Source organism: Ornithinimicrobium carbonis (genome assembly GCF_977012275.1).
Window position 1 is genome coordinate 2,757,165 of record NZ_OZ348993.1, and the last position, 17,446, is coordinate 2,774,610.

The window sequence follows — 17,446 nt, forward strand, 5'->3', positions numbered from 1 at the left end:
GGCGGGCGACGCCGCCGGGTGGCACCGAAGGTGCCGGTGAGGTGGCGGCCAGGGGGTTATCGCCCTGGGGTGCACCACGCCCCCGGCCGGTACGAGCAGTGGTGGCGGCAAGCTGTTGGCGAACACGTGGGGCTGACCGATGGGATTCCGATCTGGACCAACCATCATCGGGCGGGTCATCAATAGGGGGGTTTCGTCCTCACCTGAACAAGGGCTGGACCATCCCACGCAGGCCAGCGGAGGGTTCGTGGCAAGCATGGAGGACGTGCGGAAGGTCTACCACCTGCCCCCGCCCAGCGACACGGGTGCGGGCGATCCGCCCGCGCACGGCGGCGGAGCAGGCGTTCTGCGAGCTCGGCCCCGCCGCCGCGGCGTTTGTCGCCGGCGCTGCGGGCACCGGGCACACCCGGCTCGGTCCCCAGTTGGCCGAGCTCAACGCTCTGACCGCCCGCACTGGCCGCGACGGGCCAGCTCGCCCGCGGGCTGCTCGTCACGGCCAGACCTAGCGGTCGTTCCCCCGAAGGGGTGCTGGGGACTTGGTCCAGGCCGAGATCGCCGCACGGCCACGGCTCCAATGGAACGCACCCGGCTCAAGGCAGCCGGCTTCCCGTGCTCAAGACGATCGAGGGCTTCGACCTGGCCGGCTCCTCGACCCCGGCGCCGCCCTAGCCCTACCTCGCGAGCCTAGAGGGGGTCCGGGCCAAGGAGAGCATCGCGTTCTTCGGCCCGCCGGCACCCACGAGTCCCACACCCTCATCGCGCCGGGGCACGCCGCAGTCACCGGGTGGGATATGTGACCACGGCCGACCTCATCGAGACGCTCCACCGCGGCCTGGCCGACGAACCGTCTGCAGGGCGATCGAGGCCCTGCTGCGCGACGACCTCCTCCTCGGCGACGAGATCGGTTCGCCCCGTTGGACGGCGCCGGCGTCCACTGCTCTTCCGCTTCTTCGCCGCCGCCTACGAAACGCCGCTCTCTCGGCATGGCCTCCCACCACTCCTTCGAAGGCTGGGGACGCTTCACGGTCCGAGCACACCACCGCCGGGTCCAAGTCGACCGGCTCGTGCACCACGCCACCACCGTCGTCATTAGCGGCCCGTCCTACCGCATGCCCCGAGCCTGCGACCGCCGAGGTAGTGCACCTGACCCACTGATCATCCCGGCTCTGCACTCTGCAGGACTTAACGCCGACCGCCCCCTCATGCTGAACCCACGGTTGGATCGCGCCTTGTTCAGCGCCCTCCTAGTCGCCTGACCGGATCGCAACGCCTCCTGTCGCTCCCTCTTCACTTCCATGGGCCGGTAACAACTTCGCCCGTACGGAAGTGTGGCATACTGCTGCGCACTCGAACCCCCACAAGAGGTTCGCGACCACCACGTCTCCTTCAGGGGGTTCCGTCCGATGTCACTGGCTGCCGATCTCAACAAGGCGTGCAGGCTCACAGGGACGTTCCGGCTTCGGTCAGGGCAGGTCCTTGACGAGTACTTCGACAAGTACTCCTTCGAAGCCGACCCCCGCCTACACAGACGTGTCGCTGAAGCCATGGCCGACCTGGTTCCACCTAATACCCAAGTCCTGGGAGCACTAGAGATGGGGGGGATCCCCCTGGGCACCCTCATCTCACAGATCACCGATCTACCAGTAGCCTTCATCCGCAAGGAGGCAAAGGGGTACGGCACTGGTCGTCTTATCGAAGGCGCGCCAGTCGAGAACGTGGTGGTCACGGTCATCGAGGACATCATCACGAGCGGCGGGTCTGTGCGCGCCGCTGCCGTGGCGCTCCGGCATCACCACGCGAACGTATCGACCGCCGTGTGTGCCATCGATCGCAGTCCCCGACCAGGCCATGCACTTCAGGACATTGGTGTCTGGACTGAATCACTCTTCACGCTCGAACAGATGAACGGCCACCAGAACTAGAGACGAGCGGCCCAAAAGTGACCCACACTCCCACACAAGCGCGGTTGATATCTGCGAAAAGAGGACACAGTGACCGACCGGAGATTTTCCACAGTCTCGTCACGAAGCAGTGGCCCCGCAGCCGATCCCCCCACACGCACAGATCACGACTCGCTTGGACCGATTGAGGTCCCTGCTGAGGCGCTCTGGGGCGCGCACACCCAACGTGCCATTGAAAACTTTCCCATCAGTGGGATCCGTATCGGTCGGTACCGCGGTCTAATCCACTCCCTAGGGTGTGTGAAGGAAGCTGCAGCCGCAGCTAACACTGAATTGGGGCTCCTCAAAAAGCCAGTCGGGACGGCCATCATCGAGGCTGCTCGTGACGTCGCCGCTGGTGCTTGGGACGACGAGTTCCCCGTGGATGTCATTCAAGGCGGTGCGGGCACCTCGACAAACATGAATGCCAACGAGGTTATCGCCAACGCCGCTTTGCGGAAGATGGGGCATCCCCTTGGGCGGCACGATATTGTCCACCCGATCGAGCACGTCAACAAGTGTCAGTCCACCAATGATGTGTACCCGACTGCCGTGCGCCTGGCGATTGTGCTCGCAATCCAAAAGATGGTTCAGGAACTCTCCAGTTTGGCTGATGCATTTCTGGAGAGATCGGAGGCATTCAAAGACATCCAGAAAATTGGCCGCACTCAACTTCAAGATGCGGTGCCAATGACCTTGGGCCAAGAGTTTGCTGCATTTGGAAACACCATTTTCGAGGACTGTGACCGGCTAGAAGAGGCTATCCCACTGCTTCTTGAGTGCAACCTGGGTGCCACCGCAATCGGCACCGGAATAACCGCACACCCCCGTTACCAAGAGGTCGTTATCAAACACCTCCGCGCCGTCACCGCCCTACCGATCGAACCTGCTATAGACCTCATCGAAGCCAGTTGGGACACCGGCGTATTCATGCAGGTCTCGGGCATTCTGAAGCGTTCCGCCATTAAACTGACTAAAATTTGCAATGACCTCCGCCTATTGTCAAGTGGCCCTCAAGCGGGGCTTCAAGAGATACTCCTACCGCCACGCCAGGCGGGCTCGTCCATTATGCCAGGGAAAGTCAATCCGGTCATCCCAGAGATGATGAATCAAGTCGTGTTTATAGTTGTGGCAGCTGATTTGACAGTGACTTTGGCGGCAGAGAATGGACAACTGCAGCTTAATGCGTTTGAGCCAGTGATCGCACATACGCTTCTGCAAGCTTTTGAATTGATGGAAAATGGGGTGAGAATTCTTCGGCAACGGTGCGTTGAGGGCATCTCCCCCAACGAGAAGTTCCTCCGCAGTCAGGAAAAAACTGTCACCGCCAGGGCGACCGAACTGGTCCCAACGATGGGATACAAGGCGGCCGCAGCACTGGTGGAGCAGTCATTGATCACTGGGCGAAGCATTGCTGAACTCGCTGAGGAACAAGGTCTTGCCCAAGATGTGGATCCAGCCGAACGATTCCGGCACGGACGTGGAAGGTTCTGAGATGCCGAGGTGCCCGACAGTATTCATGGCGGTCTGAACATGGGGCGCCAGTACCAGTACCGCACCGTCGACGGCCGCGAGACCGTCCAGATCGCCGTGCGCGGCCGCCAGGTGCTGGCGCGCCCGATGCTGAACTTCGGACCTGGTTATACGCTCGAGCAGCGGCGGGCGCTGGGCCTTACCGGCCTGCTGCCGCCAGCCGTCAACAGCATGAACGAGCAGCTCAAGCGGGTCTACCAGCAGTTCTCCAGCCAGCCTGACGCGCTCAGCAAGTACGTGTTCCTCAATCAGTTACAGGACCTCAACGAGATCCTGTTCTACCGGCTCGTGGCCGAGCACATCGACGAGATGCTGCCGATTATCTACACCCCCACGGTCGGCCTCGCCATCCAGCAGTTCAGCTCCACCTTCGACCGTCCGCGCGGGATCTACCTGTCCATCGAGGACCCGGCCGGCATCGACGACGCCTTCCGGGCCAACGGCCAGGGCGCCGACGACGTAGACCTCGTCGTGGTGACCGACTCCGAGGGCATCCTCGGTATCGGAGACCAGGGCGTCGGAGGCATCCGGATCGCTGTGGGCAAGCTAGCCGTCTACACGACCGCGGCCGGCATCCACCCACTGCGGGCCATGCCGGTCGTGCTGGACGTCGGCACGGACAACCCCCGGCTGCTGAACGACCCCGCCTACTTGGGGGGCCGGTACGCACGGGTCCGGGGGCAGCGGTATGACGACTTCCTCGCCCTGTTCGTTGCGAAAGTCAAGGAGCACTTCCCGGCGTCGCTGTTGCACTGGGAGGACTTCGGTGCCGACAACGCGCACCGGCTGCTGGAAACCTACCGCGAGGAGCACTGCTCCTTCAACGACGACATCCAGGGCACAGCCGCGGTGGTCGCCGCCGCAGCGCTCGGGGCGGTCCGCACCAAGGGTAAGCTGCTCAGCGAACAGCGTGTCGTGGTGCACGGGGCGGGCACCGCCGGCATCGGTATTGCGGACCTGATGCGCGACATCATGGTCTCCGAGGGCCTGAGCCGCGAGGAGGCGGAACGGCGATTCTGGGGCCTCGGCAGCCGAGGGCTCCTGCGCACCGGGCACCCCATGCGAAACTTCCAGGAGCGGTATGCCCGCCCGGCCGGTGAGGTCGACCACTGGGTCACCGCGGCGGGCCGCTACGACTTGGCGGACGTCGTCCGGAACGTCAGACCGACCATCCTCATCGGCACCTCGGCGCAGGCCGGGGCGTTTACCGAGGAGATCGTGCGGCTGATGACCGACTCCTGCGAGCGACCGGTGATCATGCCGCTGTCCAACCCGACGTCCAAGGCCGAGGCGCTGCCGGAGGACCTGCTGTCCTGGACCGACGGGCAGGCCCTCATCGCGACCGGCTCGCCCTTCGCCCCGGTGGTCCATGATGGGGTCACCTATGAGATCGCCCAGGCCAACAACGCGCTGGTCTTCCCCGGGATCGGCTTAGGCACCGTTGCCGCCCGCGCGAGCGCGGTGAGCGACAGGATGATCACCGCCGCCGCCCAGGCGGTGGCTGAGATGACCACCGCCCGGCGGCCGGGCAGTGCGGTCCTGCCCTCGATGCGGCAGTTGCGCGCCGTTTCGGCGGCGGTGGCGGTGCGCGTCGCGCAGGCCGCGCAGGAGGATGGCATCGCCCGCCGCACGCTGACCAACCCCATCCAGGACATCCACGACCTGATGTGGGTGCCGAACTACCCCACGGTCGAAGTCGTCGACCGGACGGACGTGCAGTCGGCCCGGCACACCGGCGCTGCGCATACGGAGGACTCGGACGACCCCGCACAGCCGGAGTGACGTTGCGCAAAGCACGCGGTGGTTCTCCGAACGGTCCGTAAGCCGGCCGCTCGACAGGACACCGAGACGGCCCCTTCGCCGAAGGTGCCAGGCTCCATGCGAGATGGGAAGGACGAATGCGCACTACACGGCGCGCCCTGCACGCGGCACGACCGGGTGCCGGCCGAGACTAGCCGTGCTCCCTCTGAGCCTCGATCCGCCGAGCGGGTTTTGTGAGCGTCGTCCGGGATGTTGGAGGGCGGCAGGAGGGGTGGGTCCGGGTTCGGGGCAGGGGGAGTTCGCCGGTCTGCCCGGCTTTTCCACGTGGGTTGTTCCTCGAAGGGGCAGAGAGCGGGGGTCAGGAGGGGGCGTAGGCGGTGTTGAAGAGGCCTTGCCAGGCGTCCTGCCAGGGCCAGTTCGTGGGCAGGTGCAGGTGGAGTCGCCTGGCGCGGTTAGCGATGCGGGCGGGGATCTTGATCAGCTGGTCCCGGATCGTGGCCGGGCGGGCTCGGGCGTGGGCGGCCGAGGCCAGGACGCCGGCGGCGCGGGTCAGGTTGAACGCGATCGCGGCCAGCACGGTCCAGGCACCGTTGGCGCAGAAGGACCCTGATGGTGCGTGGGCGAGCGGACCTGCCTTCAGGTCTGCGATGACCTGCTCGACGATCGCGTGGTCGCGGTGGGAGGCCTCGGCCTCGAGCATGGTCAGCGGGGAGTCGGTGAACACGGCGTGGTGACGGTAGGTCGCGAACAGCTCGTCCTGCCCGGCCCTGACGGCCTGGGGGTTGAGGCGCTTGACGCGGCGCACGATCAGTCGGGCGGTGACGTGCTCGGACTTCTTGCGGGAGGTGAACGCGGTGTAGGAGATCTCGGCGACCTGCGCATCGGAGATCCACCGTTGCTCTTGTTCGTCCCAGATCGCGTCGGTGTACCTGATGTCCACCCACGCCTGCTCGGGGATGCGGGAGATCGCCGCGGTCACGGCCGGGTCCATCCGGGCGGTCAGGGAGAACCTCGCCTTGGCCCGGCGGGCCGCGGCGACCACGGCGTGGTTGTAGTAGGCGGAGTCCGCGCGCACCGTGACCGAACCGGTCGCGCCGGCCTTTCTCGCCGTGGCCAGCGCGTCACCGATCAGCCGTGGCGCGCCGTGCGCGGAGGAGCTGTTGCCCTTGCGCAGCCTCGTGGCTGCGAGCACCGGTGCGCTGGTGGGGGTGGACAGGGTCGCGACCTGCACGTTCAGGCCCTTGATGCCGGTGTAGCCGTACCCGGTGCCCTGCTTGGCGTAGCCGTGGGTGGCGCGGATCGTGTCGTCGACGTCGAGGTAGGCGACCGCCTGGGCACCGGCCAGCAGGCCCGGGACGATGGCGGCCAGGTTCACCAGGACACGGGAGGCGACGGCGTCCAGCTGGCGGAGGTGGCCGAAGGTGTAAGCGCGCAGGTGGGTGCCTAGCGTGGTCGGGGCCCGGTGCCCGGTGAAGACCCGACCCATCCCGCCGTGGCGCACCAGGTCCATGTCCTGGATGCTGTCCGCGCCGGCGATCATGCCCGCGACCAGCGAGCCGATCTTGAGGTCGGCGTTGGCGCCGGCCGAGCCGGCCACGGTGACGTGCCCGGCGACCAGGTCGGGCAGCCCGGCCTTCTCGGCCAGGCCCATCACCGGGACCAACCCGGCGGTGCCGATCAGGTTCGGGTCATCGAAAACGGCGGAGATGTTGTGGCAGACTCGCACTATCGGGTGCTCCTGTTATCTGGTCGAATGGAACTGTCGCAAGTCCCATCGCCCCAGGTCACAGGGGCATTCGTGCGTTACGACCCGGCTTGGTCACCAATCACATCGGCGGATCGAGGCTCAGTGCGGCAGTACCGCGCGTTCGCGACTCGGCCTGTAAGAGAGACTCAACCGCATGCTGATCACTCCTCTCCCGTCCGAGCTGGAACACGATGCGGTACAGCTGTGGCGCGACTGCGGACTGACCCGTCCGTGGAACGATCCAGGCGCCGATCTGGGGCGTGCCCTCGAGGGCCCGTCGTCCACGGTTCTCGCGGCGGTGACGGACGGGCAGCTTCTCGGCACGGTGATGGCGGGGCAGGACGGTCATCGTGGCTGGGTGTACTACCTGGCCGTCCAGCCCGGCCATCGTGAAGCCGGGATTGGGCGTGCCCTGATGAACGCTGCTGAGTCATGGCCACGCGAGCAGGGCATACCAAAGCTGCAGCTCATGGTGCGTGCTGACAACACTGCCGTCATCAAGTTCTACGAACGGCTGGGCTATGTGGATCAACGGGTCGCTGTCCTTGGTCGATTCCTCGACGAGGAGCTACAAGCGCTACGTGAACAGAACTCGTCGGAGCGATTCCGCTAGGACCGCAGGGCAAGGACGAAGCCCGGCCACCAGAAGCGACCAGCGGCAAATGTGCGCGTGTCTGGGAGGCTACGTCCATGGGCGGATTTGACGACGTGGAGGTGCCGGGCGGGGGTTTTGTTCTTCGCGGTCTACGGGCTGACGATGTCGGTGACCTCGTCCAGACCTGCAACGACCCTGATGTTCAGCGCTGGCTGCCGCTGCCCAGCCCGTACCTGGACGCCCATGCACGCTGGTTCATCGAGGAGTGGGCGCCTGCGCAGCTGGAGTCGGGAGCAGGGCTCGTCCGTGCCATCACCGTTGGGGGCCGCTTCCATGGAACGATCGACCTCCGCAAGGCCGACTGGAGAGTGCCGTCGGTTGAGATCAGTTACATGGTCGCCCCCTGGGGGCGCGGTCAGGGTCTGGCCGCCCGGTGCACCCAGCTCTTGTCGACGTGGGCGCTGGCACAGGGCATGAAACGGATCGAGCTACGGGCCGCCGCCGGCAACGACGCCTCTCTGTGCACGGCACGGGCGGCCGGATTCACCGAGGAAGGGGTCTTGCGGCAGGCGGGGATAACACACGCAGGGCCTGTCGACCTGGTCGTCTTCAGCCGGCTTGACTCCGACGACCCATCAACGTAGATCCCTCGGGCGCGTGCGCACCGGGGCCAGTGGTGTGGATTGGGGCGATGGCAGGATCAGGGTCCATGAGGACCGATGCCCGTGAGCTGGCCGCCGCCATCGACGCCGTATGCCGCATCCAGGGAGAATTCACGCTGCGCAGCGGACTCACCTCGCCCGAGTACTTCGACAAGTACCGTTTCGAGACCGACCCGTGCTGCTGGGCAGAGTGACCGAAGCCATGGCGACTTTCCTGCCTGGCGACACGGAAGTGCTCGGGGGGCTCGAGCTGGGTGGCATCCCGATCGCTACCCGGCTCAGCGCTCTGACCGGGCTCCCAGTCATCTTCATTCGCAAGGAAGCCAAGACCTACGGCACCTGCAAGATCGCCGAGGGTGGCGACTTCGCAGGCCGGCGGGTGACCTTGATCGAAGACATCATTACCACCGGCGGAGCTGTCCGGAAAGCCGCTGTGTCACTGCGCGAGCTCGGCGGGGCGGTCCAGGATGTGGTGTGCGTGATCGACCGCTCCGAGCCCGGCCAGAACGCACTCCACGAGATCGGCCTGAGCACCATCTCGGTCCTGACTAAGGCAGATCTCGACGCCGCTAGAACTCGCTAAGTATCCGAGGATCCGGCGGTTCAGAGTGGCTTCGGTCAACATCCGCACATCGGCGTTATGTGGGTGATCGTTGTCAAGAGGCCTCGGTGGTGTCGAGGCTGGTGATGAGCTGGTCGTAGATCGCGGCGCGGCGGGTCTGTCCCTTGGCGCAGGCGTCGGCGCGTTGGGCGAGGAGTGCGGGGCGGAACGCGATGGTGGTCTGGAAGAAGGTGCAGGACTCGCAGATGCTCTCGTACTCGCAGTCCATGACCGTGGGGCGGGTGCAGTAGCCGTTGCCCAGGAGGCGGTGGTGCTCGCGGTTGAGGCGGGCCATGTTGGGTCCGAGGTCCTCGGCCGGGAGCCTGGCGGGGTGGGCGTAGAGGGCGTCGACCTTGGCGGCGACGGCGAAGTACTCCTGGGCGACGGTGCGGTTGGCGATCTTGGCGTAGACCAGGGTCATGTCCAGGGACTTGTGGCCGAGCATCGCGGCGATCGCCTCCAGCGACATGCCTCGGTTGATGGCCTGGGTGGCCAGGGTGTGCCGTAGTCGGTGCGGGTTGATGTGGCCCAGCCCGGCGGCCGCGCCGGCCTTGTTGATGAACCGGGTGACGGCGTGCCGGTCGAGCTGGCGGCCGTTCTCGTAGGGGATGAGCAGCTCGTGCCCAGGGGTGACGTGCGCGGCCCGGTAGGCGCCGATGAGCTCGACCAGGTGGGGGTGCAGGGGCAGGTAGCGGTCCTCGTGGAGCTTGCCGACCGGCACGTGGAGCCAGTAGGTGTCTCCGATGAGGACGACGGCGTCGGACCTCAGGGAGCAGTACTCCCCGACGCGCAGGCCGGTGCGCAGCAGGACCTCCACGGTCAGGCCGATGAGCTGGCGTCTGTCGGCCTGGGCGGCGCGCAGCAGCGCGGAGGCGGAGGGGTCGTCCAGGGCCTTGGGCAGGGCGTGGTCCTGGACGGGGATGTCGCCGTGGAACATCGGCACCCGGGACGGGGCCTCGGGCCATCCCCACTCGTCGATGCGCATGAAGAACATCCGCAGCACCCCGAGCCGGTGGGCGCTGGTGGCCGGGGCCAGGGTCGGTTTGTTCTGTCCCGGGCGGGCCAGCAGCCAGGGTTTGTAGCCTTCGATCTGGGGACGGCCGATCGCCGCGACCGTGCGCACCTGCGGGTGGCACTGGATCAGGTAGGTCGCGAAGGCCCGCAAGCACTGGTCGGTGTTGTGCACGCTGCCCGGGCGCAGGATGCAGGCGATCTGCTCGAGGTAGCGGACCATGACGTCGACGATGTCCGGGACGGCCTCGGTCAGCTGCTCCCAGGTCGCGAACGGGATCGCCGCGTACGGGTTGGGCGGGCGCAGCCGCCGGCGTCCGCGCCTCATGAGGACCCCCCGGGCAGCGCAGGTCCGGGACGGCCGGAGATGCTGGTGAAGACCCGGACCGGGGTCGGTGGTGGTGACAGCGGTGGGTCGATGGCGAAGACCTGCGCGTCGATGACCTCCGAGGCGGTGCGGTACTGGGTGGCGAGCCAGTCCTGGCCCAGGTGCAGGTAGATCCGGGTGGACTCGATCGAGGCGTGCCCGGCCTGTGCCTGCACCGCTTCCAGCGGCATGCCCGCGGTCCGCAGCCGGGTCAGGCAGGTGTGGCGCAGCTGGTGACAGGTCGCCCGGTCCAGCCCGGCACGGCGCCGGGCGCCCTCGAGGATCTCGTCCAGGCCGTCCGCGCTCAACGGGTGTCCGCGCCGGGGCCGTTTGAGGCAGACGAAGACGCGGTCGGTGCCGCCGTCGTCCTGGCCCGTGCCGGCCTCGGCGGGCCGTTCGGTGTTCAGGTAGGCGGCGAGGTGGACGAAGAACGCGGGCGCGATCGGCACGTACCGCTGGTGCCCGCCCTTGCCGTCGGCCACGAACACACGCCGCTCACCGGGTCGCAGGTCCTCCAGCCGCAGGCCCAGGACCTCGCAGCGGCGCAGCCCGCCCAGCAGCATCGCCGCGACCATGGCCCGGTCCCGGTGGGTACGCAGCGCCGCGACGAGGGCGTCGACCTCCACCGGTGCCAGGATCCGCGGCAGCGTCCGAGGTGCCCGCACCAAAGGCACACCCTGACGGGGACGGTTGCGTTCGCGCCGGGTCGGCAGCCCCCGCGGTACCGGGTTGCGGGCCACATCACCGCGCACGCTCAGGAAGGCGTACAGCGCGCTGATCGTCGACAGGCGCCGCCGGACCGTCCGCAAGGACACCCCGCCCGAGGCGGGCGAGCCGTCGACCCCGACCACCGGCAGCACCGGGCCGATCGTCGGCAACTTCTTCAGCCCGGCCCGTTGGGCGGTAATGAACGCGAGCACGTCCCTGCTCGTGACCTGCGCGACCGGCTTGTCCACCACGGTGAAGAAGACCTTCAGGTCATAGATCGCGGCGAGCACGGAGTTCGGTCGCGACCTGCCCGCCAGGAAATCCACGAAGTCATCCAGCAACGGCTCGTCGAACCTGGCCGGGGCCGAACTCGGCAACCGCTCGTCGGCCGGCACGAACCTCAACGACAGAGCTGACATACAGCGCCTCCTCAGCGAGACGGACACCTGCAAAGTACAGGCGCCGGCGATCCGAAGATCACCCACATATCAAGCGGATCCGGTCTGTCACGAGCCTCTCGAAGCGCGCCGAACCACTTGGGGCATCGGGGGTCATCGTCCGGGACCCGCGGGACGGCGAGAAGGCATTTTGGCGGCAGCCCGCTCGGTCTCTGGACGTGCAGGCATTGCGGGTGCCGCGTCCCTTGGCGGGGGTGTGCTGGCCGTGGGGGGAGCGATGACGGCGAGGCGGTAGCGCAGCGCCTGCGCAGGGCGGGAGGACACCAGGGGCTCGTCGGTGATACTTGCCTGGGCAAGAGCCTGTACGTCGTGGCCTTCGTCGTGCAGGTGCTGCATGACGTGAGCCAGGGCCGGCCAGTCCTCCTGGACGGTGAGTCGGGTGTCGAGGCGGTCGGCGAGGGTAGCCCACCGCTGGTCTGGGGCCTGACGGGCGGCCGCTTCGAGCCGGGCTCGCACGTCGCGGGTGTTGTCCAGCTGTCGGGTGGCGACCGCGTGGGGGTCGTCGTGCCAGGCGCGGACGGCCTGGTGCAGGGCCCGGCGGGTGGTCGCCTCGTCGGTGCCGAGCCGGTCGGCGATCTCGGTGCAGGTGCGGTCCCAGCTGGACGGGTCGGCGGTGGCCAGGACCCGGGCCGCCGGCTCGAGCGCCTCGTCGGCGGGCAGGTTGGTCAGCCGCTCCTCCAGCAGGACCTCGGACAGGGGGGATGAGCCGAGGAGCGCGCCGGTCACAGCGTCGGCGCCCTGGTCGTGGAGCATGGCTGCGGGGTCGGTTCCCTCGGGCAGGGGCGTGTGGAAGGTGGGGACGTTGTGCTGGGCGAGGAGCCAGTGGGCCCGTTCGGCGGCCATGCGACCGGCCAGGTCGGCGTCGGTGGCCACGATGACCGGGCCGCCGAGCTGGGCCAGCTGCGCGGCCTGGTCGTCGGTGAGGGCGGTGCCCAGCGGAGCGAGGCCGACGTACCGGCCGTGGGTGGCGAGGGTGATGGCGTGGGCGTCCATCGGGCCCTCGACGAGCACCGGGGTGGCCCCGGTCGCCAGGAGGTTGGCGTCGGCGCCGTAGAGCTGGTGGCCCTTGGAGAACAGGGGGGTGGTGGGGGTGTTGAGGTACTTCGGGCCGGCGTGCGGGGTGTCATCGGTGATGGAGGGGTTGCGGCGGCCGACGAACCCGAGGACCTGCCCGTTGGTGTCGGTGATGGGGAAGACGGCGCGGTCGCGGAGGCGGTCGATGAGGCGGCCGTCTTTGGTGGTGGTGGCCAGCCCGGTGGTCTGTATCTCGGTGTCGGTGACGCCTTGGCTGCGAAGGTGGTCGGTCAGCCGGGTCCACCCGGTCGGGGCGTATCCGGGGCGCACGTGCGGGTGGCCGGCGACGTCCTGGCCGAACCGGTCGGTCAGGTAGGCGCGTGCCCAGCCACCGGCGGTCAGCTGCTGCTCGTAGTAGTGCAGCGCCATCGCGTTGACCTGCGCCAGCCGCTGCACCGGGACGGGTGAATCCTGCGCCTGCACCGCGCGGTCGTAGGCCCGCTGCAGGTCGGTGTCGGTCGGGTCCAGCGGTCCCATGAGCCGGCGGTACTGCGCGGCCAGGGCAAGCCCGGCGTTCACCTGTGCGAGGTCGAGGTCGTCGTCCCGGTCCGTCTGGTCGGTGGCGGGGGAGGCGGTGAGCGTGTCGAGGTGGTCGCGGTACTCGGCGTCGGTGGCCTGCACCGAGACCGGGTGCGGGTCGACAGCGGCCAGCTCGAGGTCCTCCTCGTGGGGGCCGGCGGCGTGGTGCAGGTGGGTCGGGTCGTCCAGGAGGGTGCTGATGGTCCAGGTCATGGCCGCGGCGTCGTCGACATCGGCGCCGGGTGCGGGTGCGGTGGCTGCGAGGTCGGCCAGGGACCAGCCGCGTTGCAGTGCGTGGTCGACGGTGGTGACCAGCGCCGGCCACCAGGTGCTGGCCTGCATCGCCTGGGCCCGGTCGTCCCCGAGCGTGCTGGTCAGGGTCGGCACCCATGCGGTGGACAGGAGCTGGTCGGGTCCGGCGGTGCTGTCCACGGCCGGGGTCAGGTGCTGCGCGACGCGCCACCACAGCGCGGCCGCGGCGTGGTCGTCCGGCAGGGGCCGGGTGCCGGCGGCGTCGCGGACCAGGGCAGCGGCGTCGATCCCGGCTCGGGTGGCGGCGGCCAGGCGCTCGGCCAGGACCGGTGCGAAGGCGTCCCTGACCGCCCCCGGGGCGACCTCGGACAGCAGCGGACCCCACTCGGCCAGGGCGGGGGAGCGGTCGCCCTGGATCTGGGCCCGCAGCTGGCGTTGGTAGGTCGCTGCTGCCTTGGAGGCGTGGGCCGGGCCGGTGGGGCGCAGGTCGTTGGCCTCGACCTGGTTCGCGGCCCGCCAGACGGCGACAGCTGCGAGCACGTCATCGGCCGGGCGAGCCGTGCCTTGTGCCGCCCACTCGGGGGTGGGTGCGGTGAGCGCGTGCTCGGCGACCTCGGTGGCGAGGTCGGTGACGCGCTGGGCGCGGGCGGCCAGGTAGGGCCCCCAGGTCGGGTGGTCGGCGAGGGTGGTGGGGATGCCGGGGATCCACGGCAGCGGCCCGGTGGAGGTGTTGCGCATCCCGGTGTCGTCCAGGCGCCAGTCGACCGTGGCGGCGGGGTCGGCGGCGGTGTCGACCTCCCGGGCGGTGACCGCGCCGGTCAGCGCCTGCACCGGGTCGCCTCCGCCGGCGGCGATGAGGGTCAGGTGTGCCCGCAGGGTCGGCCACGCCGCCGCGTCGGTCATGCCGGGGACGAGACGGTCGGCGGCCTCGTCGAGGCGCTGGAGGCGCTCGGTGCCGACCGTGGTGGCGGCGGCGGTGTAGAGCGCGTCGACGTACCGGGCGGTGGCCTGGCCGAGCAGGACGGCCGGGTCGTCGGCCTGCCGCAGCATGGTGGAGGCCGAGGCGGGGGCCTCGTCCCGGGCCAGGATGGTCTCGAGCATGTCGGTGGCGGTGCGCGGGTGGACCGTGTCCGGCTTGGCGGCGTCGTGCTCGTCGCCGGTGCCGACGACCTCCAGGTAGACGTGGTTGGCGTCCCGGCCGCGGGTCATCATCGTGTAGAGCTGCTGGCGGGACTCCTGGCCGGTGGCCAGGCCGTGGGTGACGTCGACCGACACCCCTTGGGCGGTGTGCACGGTGGAGGCGTACCCGAGCTCGACGTTGGCGGCGACGTAGTCGGCCGGCAGGGTGATCTTGCGGCCGGTGTGGGTGTGCTGCACGACCAGGGCGCCGGCGCCGGTGGTGTCCAGGACGGTCCACCGGTCACCGTTCTTCACCCAGTCGGTCGGTGCGGTCTGCAGGCGCCGGTCGTTGCGGCGTGTGATGACGGTGTCCCCGACCGAGGCGTGGTTGCCGTCGGACAGGGCGACCTCGTCAGTGGGGCGGGGGGCTCCGTCCAGGCGGTGGTCGCGGGCGCGCTGGTTGAGCTCGGCGACAAGATCCCGGGTGGGGGCGAGCATGATCGCGTCCTTGCCGTTGGCCCGGTCGGCGGACCAGGCACCGAAGACGTCCTCGGTCATGGTGGCCAGGTCACCGACGTGCACTCGCCCGGCGTCGAGGTAGAACCCCAGCGCGGAGGGTCGACCGTCGCGCAGCTCGAGGGAGGCGCCGCCTTCGGCGGCTCCGGTGAAGCGCATCAGTTCGGTCAGGTGCAGGGCACCGTGGGTGGCGCGGATGTCGCGCAGCACCCCTCCGGCGCCTACCGCGGCCAGCTGCTGGTCGTCCCCGACCAGCCGGACCGAGGCGCCCCGGGAGGTGATGAACGCCACTGCCTTGTCCAGGGAAAGGGTGTCGACCATCCCGGCCTCGTCGATGACCACCAGGGCCCGTTCGTCGATGTCCGTGGCCCAGGCGGGGAGCTGTTCGGGGTCGTGCTCCAGGTGCCAGACCAGCTTGGCCAGGGTGTCGGCCTGGGTGTCGGCGTTGTCCCGCAGCACCGCGGCGGCGGCTGCGGACGGGGCGAGTCCGACGACGGTCCCGCCGGAGGACTCCCAGGCCCGGGCCAGGGCCCGCATGGCGGTGGTCTTGCCCGACCCTGCGGGAGCGATCGCCAGCTGAAGCCGCGCCCCTGACGTCGCCATGCCCTTGACCAGGGCGGCCTGCCCGGCGTTGAGGTGTACCCCGTTGGCGACCGATTCCAGCAGGGCCACGTCCACGTCCTGCTCGCAGGCGCGGCGCCCGTCCGTGGCCCCGGCAGCGGTGACCAGCCGTCGTTCGGCCTCCAGGACCGCGGTGGAGGTGAACAACTGTGACCCGGCGACGGTGTAGACGCTCGCGCCGTCGGCCCGGCGCAACGGTTCCGGTTCGACGATGGGATCGGCCTTGGCCGAGTTCATCGCCTTGCTGCGTGACAGCGCTGCGTGCGTGAGTTGCTCGACCAGGTCCTCGACCCGCTCCAGTGGGACGTCGGCGGCGCGGACGCGACGCTGGGCCTCGGCCCGCACGTGCCACACCTGCCAGGTGGACCGGGACCCTTGCACGGTGTCGACCACGCGGGCTGCGGTCCGCTCCACCCACGCCTCGTCGACCCGCTCGCCGAGCCCGTGGGTGTGAGCACCGGACAGGGCCGCGTCGACCATCGAGGCCAGCCCGTCCTGGTCCCCGAGGACGGCCAGGGCTTCGGCCCGCCATGTCTGCCGCTGCTGCGCCTCGGAGCGGGGTTCGTGCTTGGCGTCGCGGGTTTCCAGGGTGGCCTGCTGCGCCAGCTGGATGGATTCCACCGGGGTGGGCGGTCGACCGTGCTGTGCCTGGAATGCCTGCGCCAGCTCGCTGCGCCGCGCCTGGATGCTCACCCGCCGGGTCGACCACGCCTGGTTGAGCCGGTCGTCGACACCGACGATCTCGCGCACCGGCCGCCTGTGCGCATCACTGCGAACTGCACGCGCGGCGAAGGTGATCCCCAGCGGTCGCAGGTGCTTCTCCAGGGCCGTGTTGTACGCCTCGGAGGCGGAGACCATCGCCTTGAACAGGGTGCGCCCGTCGACGGAGAGCCACCGCCCGTCCTTGGCGGTCTGCACCTTGTTCGCCACGGCGACGTGGGTGTGCAGGTCCGGGTCCCCGGCGCGGGAGTCGCGGTGGGTGAACGCCGCGGCGACCATGCCGCGCACGTCGACCTGCTGCACGCCGTCCTTACCGGTGCGGGTGAACAGGGCGTGCTTCTCGATGTAGCCCAGGGCGTCGCGGACAGCCGCCTGGTGGGCGGCCTCGATGCTCAGGGCCAGGGGGCGGTCGGCCACGGCCCACAGGGTGGAGACCGACTTCACGGGGGAGAAGGTCAGGTCGAACCCGGCCACGGCGGTGGTCCGTGGTCGGGACTGCTTGGCGATGAGCCCGGCCAGCTCCCGCTCGTCGAACGGGTCGCGGCCGTGCTCGGTGCGGAACATCTCCAGGGCGACCTGGGTGCGGATGCTCGCGCGTTCCTCCACCGGGATCGGGTGGTCCACCGGTAGCCCGAGAGCCTTGTTGTGCTTCTCGAACCGGCGTGCCACCTCGATCCGGAACGGGGTCACGTCGTCCCGTCCTGTGTACACCCGGAACGGACGGCCCAGGCTCTGCCCGGACTCATCACCCAGCGGGTGCTCCCCGGTGCCGAACAGGCGGGTCATGTGCTCGGCGGTGACCTCCTCGCCGGCGGCCAGGCCGGCGATCCCGGCCATGCCGGCGCCGACCCACACCCCCGGAGCCTCGCCCTTAGCGGTGTAGTAGCTGCCCAGCCCGCTGTGGCCGACCTCGGTGGCGTCCTGCCGGGCGACCTGCCGGGTCAGGTAGTCATACCCCGATCCGGCGGTCAGCTTGTGGATGGAGACCGTCACGCTTCCCGAAGGCAGCAAGGGGGTGCGATCGGGGTCCGCAGACTGGACCAGTACGGGGGCTCGTAGTCGGCTTGCATGTACCGGGACGAATCCCGTCGGACGGGCGATCTCGGACCGAAAACGCCGGTGGGGACGTGGTCAACCCAGGTGCGATTCGCGGCCCTTTACTGGTGGACAGCCCTATTCGAACCAGTCGCTATAGCTGGTCGGAAGCATGCGGTGCCCCGCAGGGCAGGCCTTCGGAATGGG

11 protein-coding genes are annotated in these 17,446 nt (G+C 68.9%); 7 read left to right on the forward strand and 4 right to left on the reverse strand.

Annotated features, from left to right (window positions below; translation table 11 throughout):
• Positions 1–1,403: 1,403 nt before the first annotated feature.
• The 3 genes from ACWHYA_RS12670 to ACWHYA_RS12680 all read left to right on the forward strand — a co-directional run bounded on the left by ACWHYA_RS12670 (position 1,404) and on the right by ACWHYA_RS12680 (position 5,255).
• Entirely contained in the window at positions 1,404–1,922 is a 519-nt protein-coding gene (locus ACWHYA_RS12670) for an orotate phosphoribosyltransferase (protein ID WP_425943836.1), read from the forward strand.
• A gap of 69 nt (positions 1,923–1,991) precedes the next feature.
• A complete protein-coding gene (locus ACWHYA_RS12675; protein ID WP_425943838.1) occupies positions 1,992–3,434 on the forward strand; it encodes an aspartate ammonia-lyase in 1,443 nt (480 codons plus the stop codon).
• Between the two features lie 39 nt (positions 3,435–3,473).
• Positions 3,474–5,255 (forward strand): NAD-dependent malic enzyme, encoded by a 1,782-nt coding sequence (locus ACWHYA_RS12680; RefSeq protein ID WP_425943840.1) that lies wholly within the window; start codon positions 3,474–3,476, stop codon positions 5,253–5,255.
• 337 nt (positions 5,256–5,592) lie between these two features.
• On the opposite strand, the gene ACWHYA_RS12685 is transcribed toward ACWHYA_RS12680, so the two are convergent.
• Positions 5,593–6,960: an IS1380 family transposase gene (locus ACWHYA_RS12685; RefSeq protein WP_425943842.1), complete on the reverse strand. Its 1,368-nt coding sequence runs from the start codon at positions 6,958–6,960 to the stop codon at positions 5,593–5,595.
• A gap of 175 nt (positions 6,961–7,135) precedes the next feature.
• On the opposite strand from ACWHYA_RS12685, the gene ACWHYA_RS12690 reads away from it, so the two are divergent.
• The 4 genes from ACWHYA_RS12690 to ACWHYA_RS12705 all read left to right on the forward strand — a co-directional run bounded on the left by ACWHYA_RS12690 (position 7,136) and on the right by ACWHYA_RS12705 (position 8,821).
• Positions 7,136–7,594, forward strand: a complete 459-nt coding sequence (locus tag ACWHYA_RS12690; RefSeq protein WP_425943844.1) for a GNAT family acetyltransferase — start codon at positions 7,136–7,138, stop codon at positions 7,592–7,594.
• A gap of 77 nt (positions 7,595–7,671) precedes the next feature.
• Positions 7,672–8,220, forward strand: a complete 549-nt coding sequence (locus tag ACWHYA_RS12695) for a GNAT family N-acetyltransferase (protein WP_425943846.1) — start codon at positions 7,672–7,674, stop codon at positions 8,218–8,220.
• Between the two features lie 65 nt (positions 8,221–8,285).
• On the forward strand, positions 8,286–8,432 hold the full coding sequence (locus tag ACWHYA_RS12700) for a hypothetical protein (RefSeq protein ID WP_425943848.1): 147 nt from the start codon (positions 8,286–8,288) through the stop codon (positions 8,430–8,432).
• Positions 8,414–8,821: an orotate phosphoribosyltransferase gene (locus ACWHYA_RS12705; RefSeq protein ID WP_425943850.1), complete on the forward strand. Its 408-nt coding sequence runs from the start codon at positions 8,414–8,416 to the stop codon at positions 8,819–8,821. Before ACWHYA_RS12700 ends, ACWHYA_RS12705 begins: the two co-directional genes overlap by 19 nt.
• 73 nt (positions 8,822–8,894) lie before the next feature.
• Here ACWHYA_RS12705 and ACWHYA_RS12710 read toward each other — a convergent pair whose 3' ends face one another.
• The 3 genes from ACWHYA_RS12710 to mobF form a co-directional block, all read right to left on the reverse strand.
• Positions 8,895–10,178 (reverse strand): tyrosine-type recombinase/integrase, encoded by a 1,284-nt coding sequence (locus ACWHYA_RS12710; RefSeq protein WP_425943852.1) that lies wholly within the window; start codon positions 10,176–10,178, stop codon positions 8,895–8,897.
• On the reverse strand, positions 10,175–11,344 hold the full coding sequence (locus ACWHYA_RS12715) for a tyrosine-type recombinase/integrase (RefSeq protein ID WP_425943854.1): 1,170 nt from the start codon (positions 11,342–11,344) through the stop codon (positions 10,175–10,177). Before ACWHYA_RS12715 ends, ACWHYA_RS12710 begins: the two co-directional genes overlap by 4 nt.
• Positions 11,345–11,476: 132 nt before the next feature.
• Entirely contained in the window at positions 11,477–17,197 is a 5,721-nt protein-coding gene (gene mobF, locus ACWHYA_RS12720) for a MobF family relaxase (protein WP_425943856.1), read from the reverse strand.
• Positions 17,198–17,446 lie beyond the last annotated feature (249 nt).